This window comes from Streptomyces olivochromogenes (assembly GCF_001514115.1).
Taxonomy (GTDB): Bacteria; Actinomycetota; Actinomycetes; order Streptomycetales; family Streptomycetaceae; genus Streptomyces; species Streptomyces olivochromogenes.
Genome location: NZ_KQ948479.1, coordinates 28,369 through 45,809, shown reverse-complemented (window position 1 = coordinate 45,809; position 17,441 = coordinate 28,369). Strand labels below are relative to the sequence as shown.

The window sequence follows — 17,441 nt, the reverse complement described above, 5'->3', positions numbered from 1 at the left end:
CATGACCCCCAGCCTGACCGCGGCCCGTCCGCGGCTTTCCGTCAAGGGCCCGGCCCGGCCGTGGTTCCGACTCGACCGGCACGCTGGTGTCCGGCCGTCCCTGCCTGCTGGCATCCAGGCGATGCTGCAGAACGGCATGCTCGACCGCGTGTTCCGGGACGCGCTGGTGCCGAACTTCCTGTTCCCACAGATCGCGGACGCGGAGCCGTGGATGGGCGGCCTGGGTGACACCAAGACTTTCACCCGCAAGGGCCTGCTCGCCCCCGTCACCACTCCGGTGACCGGGTCGGACCCGTCGGCGGCCACGTACAGCATCGAGCAGTGGTCCGTGACGATGGACCAGTACGCGAACTCGATGGACACCAACATGCTGGGCAGTTCGATGGCCCTCGCGAGCAAGTTCCTCGCCGACGTGGAGAACCTCGGCATCAACGCAGGTCAGACCATCAACCAGGTGGCCCGGAACAAGCTGTTCAAGGCCTACGCGGGCGGCCGGACCTGGTGCACCACGGCCGGGTCCTCGGACACGTCGATCATCGTCAATTCGACGGACGGCTTCGAGACCGTCATGGTCAACGGTGTCCCGACCGCCGTGTCGGCGTCCAACCCGCTCACCGTGTCGATCGCGGGCACCGGCAACACGGTGACCGGCGTGAACCTCGGCACCAAGACGCTGACCCTGGGCACTGCCCGCGTCGACGTCGCCGGTGACTACGTGGTCGCGGCGAACGCTCCGATCTCGGTCCGGGCGACCGGCAACTCCGCCTACGACCTGACCGGGTCGAACACGGTGACGTTCGCGAACTTCAGGGCCGCCGTGGCGCGCCTGCGGAAGATGGCGGTCCCGACCGTCGGCGGCTACTACGTCGCCCACATCGACCCCGACACCGAGGCCCAGCTGTTCGCGGACTCCGACTTCAAGCAGGCCCTTCAGGGCCGCATCGACTCCCCGATCTACCGGGACCTCAGCATCGGGCGTTTCGCCGGCATCGACTGGGTCCGCAACCTCGAGGCCCCGACCATCGCCAACGGCGGCTCGGCGGGCACCCTGCTCGTGCACCGGCCGATCGTGCTGGGTGCGAACGCGCTGATGGCGGCTCCGTTCGAGGGCACCAACAGTCTCCTCGCCGGAACCGGCGTCGAGGACGTGCCCGAGATCCGCACCATCCAGGCCGCGCCTGCCGTGGACGTCACCCTGCTGGTGCGTCCGGCGCAGGACCGCCTGCAGCAGGTCATCTCCTCGACCTGGTCGTGGGTCGGTGACTTCGGTGTTCCGTCCGATGCGGGCACGGGCGATGCGGCGCTGTACAAGCGCGGCGTTGTCATCGAGCACGCCTGATATGGCTCCCGTCGGCGCGGACGCATCCCTGTCCGTCCGCGCCGGCGGGCCTTCACGAAGGAGATGAGTCATGCGCGTGCGCGTGCTCGAGGAGTTCACCGCGTACTGGAACTATGCGGTCACCACGTTCCATAAGGACGCGGAGTTGGAGGGCGATCAGGCCCGGCACTTCGCCGACAACGCTCCCGAGGGATCGGTGGAGATCCTGGAGGCGGACCCCGAGCCGCCTCAGGCGCCGAAGGAGCCCCCGGCCGAGCCCGAGCAGCAGGAAGAGGGCGACGGTCCGCCGGTGGACGGCACGATCGACGACCTCATGTCGTGGGTGGACGGCGACCGCGAGCGTGCGGCGCAGGCCCTGGCGGCTGAGCAGGCGAAGGACAAGCCGCGGTCGACCGTGGTGAAGCGGCTGACGGCCCTGGCCGACGCCGAGGAGTAGAGGGGGCCCGCATGTCCCCGACCCCTCTCGCGACGCAGGCGGATCTCGAGGCCGCCTTGCAGCGGTCGTTGGATCCGGCGCAGGCGGCGATGGCGATCCGCCGGGCCTCCGCGCGGGTCCGGAAGTACTGTCGTCAGCAGTTCACCCTGGTGGAGAACGAGACGGTCACCCTGCCCGGGAACGGGCGGATTCTGCGGCTGCCGCAGCGGCCCGTCGTCGTCGACGACACGCACCCGCTGACGGTCGTGGAACTGTTCGGGATCGCCGATCAGGAGTACACGGCCATCGAGGGCCGCGACTTCACCCGGATCGGCTCCGAGCTGACCCGCGGCGAGGCGTGGTGGGCGCCGACCCGGCTGATGGGCTGGCCGTTCATGCGGCCTCAGGGGATCTGGGCCCAGCGGGTCCGGGTCACCTACAGCCACGGCTACGCCGAGGTCCCGGACGACGTCGTCGACGTGGTGCTGGATCTGGCGCAGATGAACATGACCAACCCGCAGGGCCTGCGGTCGGAGTCGATCGACGACTATCAGCGGACGTTTGCCTCCGAGACCATCGGCGGGGCCCTGCTGACCGCGGACCACAAAGAGGCCCTGCGCGTGTACCGCGGACGGTCGTTCTCTGTGGCACCGGTGACGTGATGACGGCAATCGACATTCAGCCGCTGCTGGCGGCGGGCCGCGCCGCACACGATCAGCTGCTGGTGGACACCTGCACGATCAGCCGGCCCGGGGCGTCGACCCTGGACCGCCCTACGAGCGTCCTCACACCGGGGACGCCGACGGTCCTGTATTCGGGTGCGTGCCGCCTGAAGCCCCAGCGGGTTCCTCGCAACGAGGAGGCGGGGGAGCGGCTGACGATCGTGGCCCGCTACGAGCTGGCGTTGCCGTTCGCGTCGCTTGCCACGGACAACCTGCGGGTCGGGGACGCGGTCGTCATCACGGCGTCCGGTGATACCCGGCTCGTCGACCAGCCGTTCGCGGTGATGGCCGTCGATTTCAGCAGCACGGCGACCGCATGGCGGATCACCGTCGAAGGCGCCACGTGACGGGAGGCCGCCCGTGACGACTCCCGCTGTTCTTCCTCACGTCGATGCGGTCACCGCAGCTCTCACCGGGGCCGATCTGACCGTCTACTTCGGTGGGGCGCCCCCGGGCGTCGTACCGACGGCCACCCAGCCGTACACGGTGCTCTACCCGACTCCGGGGCGTGCGGTGGCGGCATCACTCGCTGATGACCTTGTCGACTTCGTCGGCGAGGTCCAGCTCACCTGTGTTGGGCTCACCGCCGAGCAGGCGGCATCTGTTTCGGACCGGGCCATGGCGGCTCTCGCGGCGAGAATCACGGTCGCTGGGCGCGTGTCCTGGCGGCCGGAGTTCCTCGACGGTCAGCCGGTGCAAAGGGACGACGACGTAACACCCCCCAACTACTACGCCGTAGCCCGGTACCGGCTGCGCTCAATCCCTCAGTGAGGAGATCACCATGGCAGTTCTCAGCCTTCAGTCGATCACCGCGGCTGGTCTGGCCGCGACCTACTCGACGGCCGCGGGCGGCGGCGACAAGATCCCGCTCGGCGCGTCCAACATCTTCCTGCACGTGAAGAACGGCGGGGCCAGCCCGGTCACCGTGACCATCACGACGCAGTCCAACCAGGTCAAGGGGCTGACGTTGCCGGATCGGATCGTCACCGTCGCGAACGCGACCGACAAGTTCATCGGCCCCATCGACTCGTCCTTGCACGCGGACATCAACCAGCAGGCCAGCGTCGGCTACTCGGCCGTCACGTCGGTGACCGTCGCCGCGCTGCGCATCTGACCCTGCCCGCCCCCAGTCTCGCCCCGCCCCGCTGACCGGGGCTTTTTTCATGCCCCCGAGGAGGGTTCATGTCTGACCTGATCAGCGATGGCAACACGAAGGTCGCGTTCGCGACCAGCATCGCGAACCTGAGCGCACCGACGGTCGCGGAGCTGACCGCCGCGAACGACTGGACGACCCGGCTGACCCCGGACGGCCTCAAGGCCGACCCGGCGACGGCGGACGTCGACACGTCGTCGCTGGCCAGCACGTTCACCACCAACCAGCCCGGCCGCCGCTCCTACACGGTCGAGCTGACGTTCAAGCGGGGCTCGACCCCGACCGAGGACCAGCCGTACACCACGCTGACGTATGGCGCGACTGGCTTCGTCATCGTGCGCCGCGGCGTGGCCTACGCCACCGCGTTCGCCACCGGCGACAAGGTCGAGGTGTACCCGGTCGCGGCGGGCGAGGCGCAGAACATCGCCCCGGCGGCCAACGAGGTCTCGAAGTTCATGGCGCCGCTGAAGGTCACGTCGGACCCGGCGACGCGGGCTGTCGTCGCCTGATGCCGGACATCTCGGAGCTTTTGGCAGGGGCGTCGCCTCGCGAGGTCACCGTTCCGGTGTGCCTTGCGGGCGACGCGGGCGCCGAGTTGGAGGCGTTGGAGGCGGAGCTGGGACAGCTGGGGGAGTGGCAGCCGACGTCGCTCGGCGAGACGAACCCGGCGTTCGAGCTTCAGGAGCGCATTGCTGCGGCCCGGGAGCGGGTGCGGGAGACGGCGGTCGAGTTCCGGTTTCGGGCGCTCGGGCACCGCGCCTACAGCAACCTGCTCGCCGCTCATCCGGCGCCGAAGGACTCGAAGGAGCCCTACGACGCGGGCACGTTCCTGCCCGCGGTTCTCGCTGCCTGCTGTGTCGAGCCGTCGCTGACGCCGGCGCAGGTCGACAGGCTGCTGGACGTAGTCAACGACGGCACCGCCAGGATGCTCTTCGCGACGGCGCTCGCGGTGAACGAGGAGCCGTCGCCGATCCCTTTCTCGTAGCCCGCCTGCGGGATCACCGCCTCCCGTACCGGCGGGAAGTTGAAGCGGCGCGGGCTTGGGGCATTCCGCGCAGCATCCTCCTCGGCCGCCCGCAGCCTGCCCCCGGTGAGCCGCTATGGCTGCCGGAGGACCGCTGGTGGGCAATGGCCCTGATGGAGGCCGAATCGGGGCTGTGCGGAGACTGTGGCCATTTGCTGTCCGAGACCACGCAGGCCGAGGCCGAGTTCGCCTACGACGCGTCGATCACGAAATGCCACGCCTGCCTCGCCGGCGCCCGCCGGGTGGCCGCACACCAGGAAGACGGCGGCAAAACCGAGGGGCTGAAGGTCAGCGTGTTCCGGAGGGAGCAGTGATGGCGGGAATCGACGTGATTGGCCTCACCGTGGTGGTGGACGACCTGGGCACTTTCGCTGAGCGGCTGCGGGTGAACGCGGGGAAGGCCGTGAAGGTCACCTCGCAGAAGGTCCGGGACGACGCCCGCAACCGGATCAAGGGCCACAAGTACTTGCCCGCCTACCCGTATTCGATCACCTACGACGTCAAGGTCACCGCCGAAGGCGTCGAGGGCGAGATCGGCCCCGACAAGGGCATGGCGCAGGGGCCGCTCGGCAACATCATCGAGTACGGCACCTCGAAGAACGCCCCCCTCCCACACCTCGGCCCCGCGCTCGACGCGAACGCCGAAGACCTGGTCACCGGCATCGAAATCGCCGTCCACCAGGCCATGTAACAGCACGTCAAGGACAGGGAATCCAATGACTACGAGCAGGAAGCCGCCCGCGCGCCGGGCTGCGAAGCCAGCGCTGACGTTCGCTGACATCCGGGCGAAGATCCAGCGGCCACGGCACATCGTCGAACTCGTCATGAACGCTGAGGCCGCGTCGGAGATCGACGCCCTCGAGCAGCTCCTCGAGCGGGCGCAACGCCACGACGAAGCCAACGGCACAGAATCCGCCCGGGACGTCGCCAAGCGCCTCCAGGAGCTGGAAGCGCAGGCCGAAGAGTCCCGGGTCCGGTTCACCCTCGAAGCCATCACCCATCGGGCCTACCAGGCACTGCGGGTGGAGCATCCGCCGACCAAGGACCAGATCGAGAAGGCGGCAGCCCGCGGCGGGAGCGAGGAACCGGCCTTCGACGCGGATGCCTTCGCCCCTGCGCTCGTCGAGGCCCAGCTGATCGAGCCGAAGCCAGCGACACCCGAGGAGTTCGCGGCCTTCTGGAGCGAGCTTTCCGACGGGCAGCTCGCACAACTGTGGTCCGCCGCCATCCAGATCCAGTTCCAGACCGGCGAGCTCGGCCCGCCCTCGCAGGCTGCCGCCGACGTCCTCCGCTCCTTCGGGCTGGCCACCGACTGACCTGCCTCAATGCGCGACAACTGAATAGGGGGCTGCCGTGGCCGACCGTACCGTGCGCGTCCGCGTCATCGCCGAGATGCCGGGCTTTGGCACCATCGTGCGTACCGGCACTGGCGAACTGCTGGCCCTCGGCGAGGCCTCCCTTGTCGCTGGGCGCGGGATTCGCGCCCTCGGCGCGGACGGGGCGATAGCCCGCACCGGCCTCATGGCCATGGGGGCGGGTGCGCGCGGCGGCGCGGCGGGTGTCGGTGAGGCCGAAGCTGCGGCGCTGGCCGCAGGCCGCGGCGCGCGGGCCATGCGGAACGAGGCCGCCCTGACGTCGCCCGCTTTCGGGCGGATGGGGGCTGCGGCGCGCACCGGAATGGGCTCAGTCCAGTCCGGCATCACATCAGTCCTAGGCCCGATGAAGCACCTCGGCGCGCTTCTGGCGGGCGGCGCGATCATCTTCGGCCTGCACGACATCGTCCACTCGGGCAACGAGTACACGGACGCGATGAACAAATTCCTCGAGGTCACGCGCGCCTCGGGGGGACAGATGGCGGCGGCCGGCCGTGAGGCGCAGGCCCTCGGCGCGGACATGAAGCTGCCGTCGGCGAATGCGGCTGAGGCCGCGGACGCGATGGTGGAGCTGTCGAAGGCGGGCCTGTCTGCGCAGGACGCGATCAGGGCTGCTCGAGGCACGATCCAGCTGTCTGCTGCTGCTCGAACTGACGTCGCAACCGCGGCGAAGATCGAGGGCGACATCATGGACCAGTTCGCCCTCAAGTCCACAGAGGCGACCCACGTCGCGGACGTCCTTGCGAACACGTCCAACAGTGCCTCTGGCGAGCTGATGGACATCTACTACGCCATGAAGTACGTGGGCCCGATCGCCCACACCATGGGCGTTTCCATCAAGGACACAGCCACTGCGGTTGGCCTGCTCGGCAAGTCCGGCATCATCGGTGAGACCGCCGGTACCGCCCTGCGGTCGGCGCTGGTCAACATGGCCAAGCCGACCAAGCTGGCCACCAAGGGTCTTCACGAGCTCGGCATCGAGGCGTTCGACGGCCAGGGCAACTTCAAGGGCCTGCAGTACGTCATCACCAAGCTCGGTGACGCCTCCCACCACCTCACCACCCAGCAGTTCACGGCCGCCGCGGCAATGGCGTTCGGCAAGCCCGCCCTCGCGGGCATGGTGGCCCTCGCGCACCAGGGCGGGGAAGCCTTCCAGACGTTCGGCGTGCAGGTAGGTCGTGTGGGCGGGGCCGCGGCTCTGGCTGCCGCCGAGTCCAAGGGCTTGGGCGGCGCGATGCGCGGCCTCGGCAAGCAGATCTCCAGCGCGTTCCTCCAGATCTACCTGGGCATCGCCCCGGGCCTCGAGGGAATCACGCGGTCGATGACGCAGGGCGTCTCGAAGGCCATCCCGTACATCAAGTCCGGCATCCGTATCGCCGGTGACCTGTGGGACATTTACGGGCCGTCCGTCGAGGCGAAGTTGCACTCGGCGGCTGGCGGTATCGGCCGGGCCGCGTCGAGTCTCGCCGCCCCACTGAAGGCGGCGATCACGTCGGCTGCGGTTGCTTCCGTGCCGCTGGCCATCACCTCCGTGCACTCCCTCGGCCAGGCGTTCGGCAACGCCGGGGCTGCCGCCCAGCCACTGCTCGGCGGGCTGCACGACATGTTCGGGTCCGTCTCCTCGGGGGCGGGTGCCCTTGGTGTGCTCACAGGCCGTCTCCAGGTCGGCGTGGGGCTCTTCGGGGAGATGTCGGGAATCCTGCGCCCGGTCGGCGAGCTCGTGGGCGGCATCGCGCACGCGTTCGCAGGGCTGCCAGGCCCGATCCAGCTGTCCGTGCTGGCAATGCTCGCCATGCGCCCGTTCCGTGGGCAGATCCAGGGCATGCAGAACGCGGTCGCGGGCTACGGCCGTTCGGCGGTCGCGTCGTTCAACGGCGTGCGCGGCGCCATGCAGACGCAGACGATCCTTGCCAGCCGGGCCGGGGTTTCGCTCGGCCGCTGGGGTGCCGGGCTCGCTGCACTCGAGGCCCGCTCCCCGACGATCGCCGCGATGGGCAACTCGTTCCGCACCGCCTCTACTGGCATCCAGGAGGCTGGCGGTCGCCTGGTCGGTTTCCGGTCGGCGGCCGGCGGCGCTCTGGCCGCGATCGGCACGGGCGCCGGGCGCGGGCTGATGGGTGCCGCCCGGGGTTTGTACGGGTTCCTCGGCGGGCCGTGGGGTGTCGCAATCGGCGCCGCAATGATCGGCTTGGACCTGCTGGCCAAGAAGCAGCAGGAAGCCGCGGCTGCCGCGGCAGCCCACCAGCAGCGGATCTCCGCTCTCACTACGGCACTGCAGCAGTCCGCCGGTGTGGCAGACGGCAGCGTTCGCGCTGCGGCCGTGCAGACCCTGGCGGACACAAAGCTGAAGGACGGCAAGACGCAACTGCTGGACGTCATGCACCGCGCGGGCATCAACGCCACCCAGCTCACGGACGCCTACCTCGGGCAGGGCACATCGGTTGATGGGCTGCGCAAGCGGCTATCCGCTGCCGCCGAGGAGAACACGAAGTTTGTGAACGCAGGCCGGACGGCCGGCAAGGTGTACACGCCGCAGGGGCAGGTCTACAAGAACGCCGCTGATGCGCTCGGTTCTCTCTCCGGGGAGTTCGACGCGGCTCGCACGAAGCAGAAGGACTTGGCCGACGCGGTCAAGGGGTCTGGCGCTGCGGCTCTGGATGCCACCGATCCGACGGGGCGGCTGCAGGGCGCGATCAAGACGCTCGGGGACTCCGCATCGGATGCGGACACGAAGGCGCGCGCTCTGCACACTGCTCTCGATCTGCTGTCGGGCGGCGAGCTGGACGTGCAGGCGGCGGTCGCGGTCATGAATCAGGCGCTGCTTGATCTCAACGGCAGCTACAAGGACGGCGTCGACCACGCGAAGGGCTACGGCAAGGCTCTTCTGCAGGTCGACGGCAGCCTGAACACGACGAGTGAGAACGGGCAGTCCCTGTGGACCAAGCTGCAGGGCCTCAACGAGCAGACGGCCGGCGCGGCCCAGGCCACCTACGACTACGCGAGGGCCAACAAGACCGATGTCGTTCCGGCGCTGCAGCAGGCCGAGGGCGCCATGGAGAAGTCGTGGAAGGCCGCAGTCAGGGCCGGGCAGAAGTTCGGGCTCACCGCCGACCAGGCGAAGGTCCTGGCCATGCAGATGGGGTTCATCCCGTCGTCGCTGGCGATCACGATGTCGACGCCGGGTCTGTCGGACACGCAGAAGCAGCTGCTGTACGTCCAGGGTCTTGCCGGGCACATGCCGAAGGGCTCCACGATCCGGGTGTCGGCGCTGACCACCGAGGCCAAGAAGGACATCGAGTCGGTCGGCTTCAAGGTCAAGACGCTGCCCGGCGGCCGGCAGATGGAGATCACGGCGCCGACCGACAAGGCTGCTGCCGCTCTTGACGCGCTGCTCGCGAAGAAGTTGCCGGGGAAGAAGCTGCCGGTCAGTGCTGCAACTTCCAAGGCGCTCACGGATCTGGACGCAGTACGGCGCAAGGTCGCCGGTACCAAGGGGAAGACCGTCACGGTCGGAGCCTTGACCAAGGTGGCCGAGGAGGCGCTCTCGTCGCTCGGGTTCCACATCTCGCGGACGCACGGCAAGCAGGTCACGATCACCCTGCCGACGGGCGGTCCGAGCTCGGCTGCGGCCACCATCCAGGGCTACATCGACGGTGTCCATGGCAAGACCGTTTCCGTCAACGTCGTGACGACGCACACGGATCATGGCACGGTCGCCCATGAGGGCGGCAAGTACGCGCGCGGCGGCCTCGTGCGGGGCTACGCGGATGGCGGTGCCATCCAGTACATGCCGTTCGGCGGCCGGGTTGTAGGCCCCGGCACGGGTACCTCGGACAGCATCCCGGCGCTCGTCTCCAACGGCGAGTACGTCATCAAGGCAGACGCCGTCCGCAAGTACGGCACCCACATGTTCGACCGCCTCAACGCCAAGCGGTTCGCGGGCGGAGGGCTCGCCGGCTTCACCTACACGCCGACCGGGCAGGCAGTGCTGGGCGGCCCGTCGGATCCGAAGACGCGCTACGACAAGGCCGTCGACGCCCTGAAGGCGGCATGGGACAAGCTCAACTCGGCGCTGAAGGACGCGAAGAAGAAGGCCGACGACCTCAGCAACGCCGAGAAGAACCTGTCCCGGGTACGTCACGGTCACCACACGGCGGCCCAGTTGCGGGCCGCCCAGTCGCGGGTCGACAAGGCCAGGTCGGCGAAGAAGTCTGCCGACAAGACGGTCTCGGCTGACCGCGCGGGTGTGAACAAAGCAGACGCGGCCCTTGGCGTGAAGAAGGGGGCGAAGGCCCCCACCGGCTTCGACCTCAAGGCCTACGAGACGCAGCTCAACAAGAGCGTCGCGGCGACGGACAAGTGGCGCGGCAACCTCGCAAAGATCAGCAAGCGGGGCGGCGCCGAGGTTGAGTCGATGCTCGAAGGGATGGGCGAGGACGGCTACGCCCTCGTCAACTCGCTGGCCGGAGCCTCGAACAAGCAGTTCAACGACATCGTCAAGAAGCTCCAGAAAACCGGGGACGTGGCCAAGGCCACGCTGCAGGACTTCACCAAGCAGCTCGGCGCGGCGACGACCACGAACCAGCAGTTCGCCAAGGATCTCCAGACGCTGGCCTCGCAAGGGTTCGGGGATCTGGCGTCCGCGCTCGCCGCGCAGGGCGACTCCAACGCGCAGACGCTCGCTCACCAGGCGGTCGGCAGCAAGACGCAGGCCGCCAAGGCGAACCAGGCGGTCGGCAAGGCTGAGGGCACGCTCACCGGTGACGACCTCACCAACAGCCTGATCCTGCTGTCCACGCTGCGCGGCGGCACCGGGCGCGGCTACGCCGATCTCATCGCCGCAGGCCTGGGCACCGACGTCATCAAGGCGTTGGTCCCGAAGATGACCGGCGCGATCGGCGCGCTCCCGGCACCGAACAAGGACGTCTTCGTCCGGCAGTGGGTGTCCCAGGGCGGGAAGGCCATGGCACTGGGCGGGATCCTCAGCCGGGCCACCCCGGTTCTGGCCGGGGAGGCGGGGCCGGAGGCGTTCATCCCGCTCACTCGGACCGCCCGCAGCAGGGCGCTGCTGGCCGCCTCCGCGGCGGCGCTCGGCTACCACCTGGTCCCGGCCAGCCGGTACGCCAGCAACGACTACGGCACCCCGTGGGGCGGAGGGCACGGCGACCGCGTCACCAACATCACCCTCAATGGCGCCAAGCAGACCAGCGCCGAACAGGCCGCCGACATTGCCCGGCACATGAATTTCGTCGGCTGAGGAAGGGGGCGCGGTGCCGTTCACTGCAGGACAGGATCTCGGCGGACTACGGGTCGACCTCGGCGCCATCCCGCTCGGCGGGGTGGACGCGAACGGGGTCGCCTGGTCCCTGCAGTCCTTCGACGGCTGGGACAGCGCCGAGGTCCGGTCCGAATACACCGAGAGGGAAGCCGACCACGGGGCGTGGGCGTCGCCTACCTATCTCGGCTCCCGCCCGATGACGCTGGCCGGCACGGTCACGGCACCGGACCGGACGACGCTCGAGGACGCCCTGGAGAGGCTGCGGACGGCAGCCGCCCTGGGCGACACCACGCTGGTGGTGTACGAGCTGACGGGGCCGAAGCAGGCGACGGTCCGGCGGTCCGGCAAGCCTCTGATGGCCTATGTCACGGACCGGATCGCCACCTACAGCGTGCTGGTGACGGCCGCGGATCCGCGGCGCTACAGCACGACCCTGCAGTCCGGCACGACGGGCCTGCCGACCACAACGGGTGGCTTGACCTTCCCGGTGACGTTCCCAGCCGCATTCTCGGCGACGACGGTGTCCGGGCAGATCAACGCCATCAACATCGGCTCCATGGACACCCGCCCGGTCCTGACGATCGCCGGGCCCGTCGTCGCGCCGACCGTGTCCGCTCTCTATCCGGACGGCACGGTGCGACAGCTCGTCTACTCGCTGGATCTGGCCAGCGGCGATGTCCTCGTCATCGACACCGACGCGCACACCGTGGTCCTCAACGGCGGCGTTTCCCGTCGCCGTTTCATGACCGTCGCGTCCGGCTGGCCCACGATCCCCGCCGGCTCGGCCGTCAATTACCAGTTCCAGTCGGGCACCTACAACGCCAGCGCGATGCTGACCGCCACATGGCGTTCGGCCTGGATGTGAGGAGGCAGACATGCCAGTAGACGTATGGGCGATCGACTCGCTGACCTTCTCGGGCCTGGAGGCCCGCAACGTCGAGGCCATGCAGATCATGACCGACGGGACCGCCCTCGGCTCCCGGTCCGGCGTCCGGCCTGGCGACCCGGGCCTGACGGTCACGCTGGCCGGTACGACCATCAACTGCAGCGCGGGCGTGGCCGCGGTCGCCTTCAGCGGGCAAGGCGTCTACCGGGTGGCGTTCCCGTCCACGGTGTCCCCGGGCACGTACACGGCAGCCCACGCCACCCTGAACAGGGTGGACTTGGTCTATCTGAGGGTGTGGGACAACTCCGTCGACGCGTCCGGCCTGGCCAAGGGCGACATCGTCTACCTGGCGGGAACCCCGTCCGCCTCCCCGGTCGCGCCGACCCCGGCGGGCACGCAGATCTACATGCCGCTGGCCACGATCAGCGTGCTGTCCGTGTCGAACGGCGGCACCGCCTCCGTGTCGACCGCGGTCCGCCCCAACACCGTGGCACCGGGCGGCATCCTGCCCACCGCGACCGCGCCCTCGACTCCGTACATCGGCCAGTTCTACGACAACGGCACCGACCTGCTGCGCTGGAACGGATCCTCCTACGACACCTACTACAAGGTGCCGGGCGCCTGGACGTCCTACACGCCGGTGTGGACCGGCTCCACCACCAACCCGGCCGTGGGGAACGGGACGCTGGCCGGCCGCTACCAGAAGATCGGCCGCCAGGTGATCTTCCACATCAACCTCACCTGCGGCTCGACCACCACATACGGGTCCGGCAACTACAACTGGACAATGCCGCCCTTCGCGGCCGCCAACCTCGGCGCCTCCATGATCGGCGTCGCCCAGCTGCTCGGCACGAACCGGTGGGCGGGACAGACCGTGATCTCGCCGACCGCGACGAGCATCAGCACATTCTTCCCGCCCTCACAGACCGACTGCCGGCTCGCCTTCCACAGCCAGGGCGTGCCGGAGACCATGGCCAACGGCAGCCAGGTCCGCATCACCGGCTCCTACGAGTCCGTCTGATGACGGAGACGCCCTACCAACTTGCCTGGTACGGCTGCGACCTGGGCTCGGGCGGCATCATCGAGGACCTCCCCTCCCTCAAGCCGACTGGGGCGCTCACACGGAAACTCGGCGACTCGACAACGCTCCAGTTCGAGCTCAACCTGGCTGGCGCTCCGAGCGGCTGGACCGAAGCGACCACGCCGGGCCAGTCCGCGCTGGTGGCCGTCGACACAGCTACTGACACGCCGCTCTGGGCGGGCGCGGTACTGACCCGGGGCGGTGGCAGCCCGCAGACCCTGTCCCTGGGGGCCATCACCCTCGAGGCTTACCTCGACGGCCGCTACCCGGGAACGCAGACCCTCATCGGCACCGACCAGGCAGCGGTCATCTCTGCCCTCGTCACCCCCGCCCTCACCAACGGGCCGCCGATCGTCATCGACGCGCCGAACACGGGCGTCACCATGACCTACCTGACCGAGGACGGCGACGACAAGTCGATCCTCTCCTGCCTCAAAGAGCTCATGGCCTTGGACGGCGGCCCCGAGTGGACCGTCGACGTCGTCTGGAACGGCAGCCACTCGGGGTTCCAGTTCCCGCTGCGCGTCCGCCCGGCCATCGGCAGCCAAACAACTACGCCGGAAGCGACCTTCGACTTTCCGGGCTGCGTCGACTCGTACACCCTCGCCGAGTCCTACGAACAGGGCAAAGGCGCCACCGTCGTTCTCGCCCGTGGTGAGGGCGAGGGGTCGTCCCGGCTCACGTCCAGCCCGCACGAGGCGACCGCGCTCATCGCCGCAGGCTGGCCCCGCTGGGAATACCGCTACACCCCCGCAACCGGCGTCACCGACCCGGACCAGCTGAACGCCCACGCCGCGCAGTCGCTGACGCTCATGCAACAGGGCGCCCAGGTGTGGTCCATCGAGGCCGTCGCCTCCCGCGCCCCACGCCTCAACCGGGACTGGGCGCTCGGCGACACCGTCCGCATGGCCGTCGAACGCTCACCGCGGCACCCGCAAGGCGCCAACGTGGTCGCCCGCTGCTGGTCGTGGGAGCTCGACCCGGGCGCCGACCGCATCCGCCCGATCCTGGTAGAGGAGAGCTGAATGCCCCGGCAACTCGACCAACTCCCGCCGGACGCCACCTCACTGGCCCGACGCCTTGCCTCCCTCGAGCGCGAGGTGAGGGAGATGCGGGCCGCACGCCGCATGACGGCCGCGTCCGTCGGCACCCTGCGCGTGTACGCGGACGATGGCACGACCCTGCTGGCGGAACTGGGCCCGGACGCCGGCAACGGCGGTGGCGGTCTATGGACGCGCGGCCTACAGGACCCGATCAACATGAGCGGGTATCTGAGCAGCGGGCAACTGCAGTTCCGGCCCGTCGAGGACGGCCAGGTCGCGGTCCCGGCCGGGATCACCTACGACTCGGACGCGTTCCAGTACACGGATCTCATCCTGACATCGGGCAACGTCGCGTCGACCGCACACCGGGCCATGCTCACGCTCGAGTCCACGTTCGAGGGCGGCCACCCCTACGTGTACGTCCAGGCAGAGGACAGCAACCAGTGCAACATGGACGTCTTGGGCGTGCTGACCGCGGCAAACATCGCCTACGGCACGATCAACATCACGCCGTCCCCGGGCGTGCCGACGTCTTTCAACGTCACCGGCCTGAACCTCATGGGTTCCACCTTCACCGCATTCGCCACAGCGCAGACGTCGCTGCCCGGCACCCAGGTCACCGGAGTCGGCGTCACCAACGTCTCCGCGACCGGCCTCACGGTGTGGCTGACCCGCACGAACAACACATCGACCGGAATCAGCTGGATGGTGATGGGGATATGAGCACGCCCCCCGTTTTCGAACCCGGCCTGTACTACGACGTCACCGCCCGCGACGACAACGAGGCGTGCCCGAACAGCGGCAAGCAGTTCGAGGTCAACCCCTGCTACTCCAACGTCGGCACAGTCTTCGCCGAGTGCGGCCTGTGCAGGCAGCTCATGACGCTCGTCTCCGCAGTGCTGCTGGACCCGCAGCCCGAAGTCTCCTGACCAGCCGCGCCACGTCGACGCCCGTGCCCTCCGGCCGGGCCTTTTTTATGCCCTGGAGGGCTCGTTGACCAGCACCATCCGCAAGTACGGCCGCCGCGCCCCGAAACAGGCCCCGGCCCTCAAGTTCGCCCGGCTCTTCACCGGCAAGGTCCCTGCGCACCCGGCCGCAGCCGACTACCTTGCGCGGCTCGCCGCCTGGGAGATGCGCGGCAACGACGTTGCCGGTGACTGTGTCGCGGTCACGTGGGCCAACGTCCGCCGCCTGCTCACCTTCATCCTCGGCGCCGAGTACTACCCGACGCAGGACGAGGTCTGGGCCGTCTACAAGACGCAAAACCCGGGCTTCGACCCGAACGGCACCGCCGAGACCAACGGGCCGGGCTCGTCGCACGACAACGGCATGGACATCCAGACCCTCCTCGAGTACCTCGTCAAGCACGGCGGCCCGGACGGGAAGAAGGCTCTCGCGTTCGCCAAGGTCGACCCGTCCAGCCCCGACGAGGTCAAGGCCGCCATCGCGATCTTCGGATTCGTGTGGACCGGCATCGTCGTCCAGGCCGCCAACATGACCGACTTCGACAGCGGGAAGCCCTGGGACTACCACCGATCCAGCCCGGACGACGGCGGCCACTCCGTCATCACTGGCGGCTACGGCGCGGCCGGCCCGGGTCCACTCGGCGGGGATGAACGGTTCATCACATGGGCCGAAGAGACGTCGTTCACCGACGCCTACTGGCGGCGCAAGGTCGAGGAGGCCTGGGTCGTCATCTTCCCTGAGCACCTGACGCATCCGGCGTTCCTGGCCGGCGTCGACCTGGCGGCGCTCGCCGCGGACTACACCGCTCTCACCGGCAAGCCGTTCCCTGCCGTGGTACCGCCGGCGCCCACGCCGGTTCCTTCCCCTCCTCCGTCGCCCACTCCTTCTGCGGATCCTCGACTGGTTCAGGTCGTGGCGCTGGTGAACGAGTGGGCGCACGACAACAACGTCCCCACCATCACGAAGGGGCTGTGATGACCACATTCCACGCCGCGATCGTCCACCCCGACCAGACCGTCACCTACTGCGGCGAGGTCGACCAGGACCACGTCGAGACCGTGCGGGCCCTCGCTGGTCTCGAGGACGTGCCGCGGTTCGTCAAGGAACACCCGCGGCAGGACGGCGCGTTCTTCGTCCTCCGTCCCGACGAGGAGGGCGGCGACCTCGACTGGTACCAGCCCGTCGACGCCGCCCCGTTCACCGTCCGCGCTCCCGCTCCCGGACTCGAGAGCGCCGTCGCGCCGCAGACCGCCCCCAGCGGCCCCGCCTACATCGACGGCGTCGAGCGTCTCGGCGGGCAGGTCATCGGCGGCGCCATGGACCACCCCGAAGCGGGCCCCCGGTTCACCTGGCACGTCACCGTCAGCCCCACCGGCTACTTCACCTCGATGGCGTCCTACCTGATCAACGCAGGGTTCGAGCCGCAGGTGCTGTACGACCCCAAGACGGACAGGCTCGGCCAGTTCGGCCCCCTCACCCAGTCCGCCCGGGCGTTGCAGAACGACGGCACCCGCCGCACGAACCGCGAGGGCACGGTCAACATTCAGGTCGAGGTCGTCGCCATGCCGTCCCCGCCCTGGACCGACGGATTCGATCCGGCCGCCAAGCCGAACTTCCGCAAGCTCCTCGCCGCCGGGCGGGCGCACAACATCCCCGACGTCTGGCCCGCAGGACCCCCCGTCACCTCGTCGAGCCAAGCAATGCCGCGCTCCCGCGTCATCTGGCAGTCCGAGGCTGGGCACTACGGGCACTGCCACGTTCCCGGCAACACCCACTGGGACCCGGGCGGCATCGACATCACCAAGGTCCCGGGGAAGGCGGTCGCTCCCACCCCGCCCCCGCCCGTCCCGCCGAAGCCGGCCACGAAGCCGAAGGTCTCCCTTGCGCACGTCGTGTACGCGGCGAAGCACGACCCGGCCGCGGCACAGGGTCACACGACGCACAAGGCCGAGGTGCTGCTGGTCGAGCGGGCGCTCGCCGCGGAGAAGCTCCTCGCCTCCCAGTACGTCGACGGATCGTTCGGCACGCTCACCGTCAACGCCTACAAGGCGTGGCAGGGGCGGCTGGGCTACACCGGCAGCGCCGCCGACGGCATCCCCGGCAAGACCTCCCTCGCGAAGCTCGGCTCCAAGCACGGCTTCACCATCACCGACTGACCCCT

General features: G+C 69.2%; 19 protein-coding genes. All 19 read left to right on the top strand.

What is annotated here, in order from left to right:
• Nucleotide 1: 1 nt before the first annotated feature.
• Nucleotides 2-1,339 (top strand): major capsid protein, encoded by a 1,338-nt coding sequence (locus AQJ27_RS44900; RefSeq protein ID WP_067382907.1) that lies wholly within the window; start codon nucleotides 2-4, stop codon nucleotides 1,337-1,339.
• A gap of 70 nt (nucleotides 1,340-1,409) precedes the next feature.
• Entirely contained in the window at nucleotides 1,410-1,775 is a 366-nt protein-coding gene (locus tag AQJ27_RS44895) for a hypothetical protein (RefSeq protein WP_067382906.1), read from the top strand.
• A gap of 11 nt (nucleotides 1,776-1,786) precedes the next feature.
• Entirely contained in the window at nucleotides 1,787-2,416 is a 630-nt protein-coding gene (locus AQJ27_RS44890; RefSeq protein ID WP_067382904.1) for a hypothetical protein, read from the top strand.
• The gene (locus AQJ27_RS44885) at nucleotides 2,416-2,823 is read left to right on the top strand and encodes a DUF6093 family protein (RefSeq protein WP_067382901.1); all 408 of its coding nucleotides are present in this window, start codon (nucleotides 2,416-2,418) and stop codon (nucleotides 2,821-2,823) included. The genes AQJ27_RS44890 and AQJ27_RS44885 overlap by 1 nt, the downstream gene beginning before the upstream one ends.
• A 13-nt stretch (nucleotides 2,824-2,836) precedes the next feature.
• The gene (locus AQJ27_RS44880; protein ID WP_067382898.1) at nucleotides 2,837-3,247 is read left to right on the top strand and encodes a hypothetical protein; all 411 of its coding nucleotides are present in this window, start codon (nucleotides 2,837-2,839) and stop codon (nucleotides 3,245-3,247) included.
• A 10-nt stretch (nucleotides 3,248-3,257) separates the two neighbouring features.
• On the top strand, nucleotides 3,258-3,590 hold the full coding sequence (locus tag AQJ27_RS44875) for a hypothetical protein (RefSeq protein WP_067382897.1): 333 nt from the start codon (nucleotides 3,258-3,260) through the stop codon (nucleotides 3,588-3,590).
• Nucleotides 3,591-3,658: 68 nt separating this feature from the next.
• Entirely contained in the window at nucleotides 3,659-4,138 is a 480-nt protein-coding gene (locus AQJ27_RS44870; RefSeq protein WP_067382894.1) for a phage tail tube protein, read from the top strand.
• Nucleotides 4,138-4,614: a hypothetical protein gene (locus AQJ27_RS44865; protein WP_067382890.1), complete on the top strand. Its 477-nt coding sequence runs from the start codon at nucleotides 4,138-4,140 to the stop codon at nucleotides 4,612-4,614. The genes AQJ27_RS44870 and AQJ27_RS44865 overlap by 1 nt, the downstream gene beginning before the upstream one ends.
• 143 nt (nucleotides 4,615-4,757) lie before the next feature.
• Nucleotides 4,758-4,967, top strand: coding sequence for a hypothetical protein (locus AQJ27_RS44860; protein ID WP_079065758.1), 210 nt, complete (start codon nucleotides 4,758-4,760; stop codon nucleotides 4,965-4,967).
• Nucleotides 4,967-5,344, top strand: coding sequence for a hypothetical protein (locus tag AQJ27_RS44855; RefSeq protein ID WP_067382886.1), 378 nt, complete (start codon nucleotides 4,967-4,969; stop codon nucleotides 5,342-5,344). Before AQJ27_RS44860 ends, AQJ27_RS44855 begins: the two co-directional genes overlap by 1 nt.
• 25 nt (nucleotides 5,345-5,369) lie before the next feature.
• Nucleotides 5,370-5,969, top strand: coding sequence for a hypothetical protein (locus AQJ27_RS44850; RefSeq protein ID WP_067382883.1), 600 nt, complete (start codon nucleotides 5,370-5,372; stop codon nucleotides 5,967-5,969).
• Between the two features lie 37 nt (nucleotides 5,970-6,006).
• A complete protein-coding gene (locus AQJ27_RS44845) occupies nucleotides 6,007-11,283 on the top strand; it encodes a phage tail tape measure protein (RefSeq protein ID WP_067382880.1) in 5,277 nt (1,758 codons plus the stop codon).
• A gap of 13 nt (nucleotides 11,284-11,296) precedes the next feature.
• The gene (locus tag AQJ27_RS44840) at nucleotides 11,297-12,169 is read left to right on the top strand and encodes a phage distal tail protein (RefSeq protein WP_067382877.1); all 873 of its coding nucleotides are present in this window, start codon (nucleotides 11,297-11,299) and stop codon (nucleotides 12,167-12,169) included.
• 10 nt (nucleotides 12,170-12,179) lie between these two features.
• A complete protein-coding gene (locus AQJ27_RS44835) occupies nucleotides 12,180-13,211 on the top strand; it encodes a hypothetical protein (RefSeq protein ID WP_067382875.1) in 1,032 nt (343 codons plus the stop codon).
• A complete protein-coding gene (locus tag AQJ27_RS44830; RefSeq protein WP_067382872.1) occupies nucleotides 13,211-14,296 on the top strand; it encodes a hypothetical protein in 1,086 nt (361 codons plus the stop codon). Before AQJ27_RS44835 ends, AQJ27_RS44830 begins: the two co-directional genes overlap by 1 nt.
• On the top strand, nucleotides 14,297-15,037 hold the full coding sequence (locus AQJ27_RS44825) for a hypothetical protein (protein WP_067382869.1): 741 nt from the start codon (nucleotides 14,297-14,299) through the stop codon (nucleotides 15,035-15,037). It begins immediately after the preceding gene.
• Nucleotides 15,034-15,243, top strand: coding sequence for a hypothetical protein (locus AQJ27_RS44820; RefSeq protein WP_067382866.1), 210 nt, complete (start codon nucleotides 15,034-15,036; stop codon nucleotides 15,241-15,243). The genes AQJ27_RS44825 and AQJ27_RS44820 overlap by 4 nt, the downstream gene beginning before the upstream one ends.
• 64 nt (nucleotides 15,244-15,307) lie before the next feature.
• On the top strand, nucleotides 15,308-16,255 hold the full coding sequence (locus AQJ27_RS44815; protein WP_067382863.1) for a hypothetical protein: 948 nt from the start codon (nucleotides 15,308-15,310) through the stop codon (nucleotides 16,253-16,255).
• The gene (locus tag AQJ27_RS44810; RefSeq protein WP_235613904.1) at nucleotides 16,255-17,436 is read left to right on the top strand and encodes a peptidoglycan-binding protein LysM; all 1,182 of its coding nucleotides are present in this window, start codon (nucleotides 16,255-16,257) and stop codon (nucleotides 17,434-17,436) included. The genes AQJ27_RS44815 and AQJ27_RS44810 overlap by 1 nt, the downstream gene beginning before the upstream one ends.
• The last annotated feature ends 5 nt before the right edge of the window (nucleotides 17,437-17,441 follow it).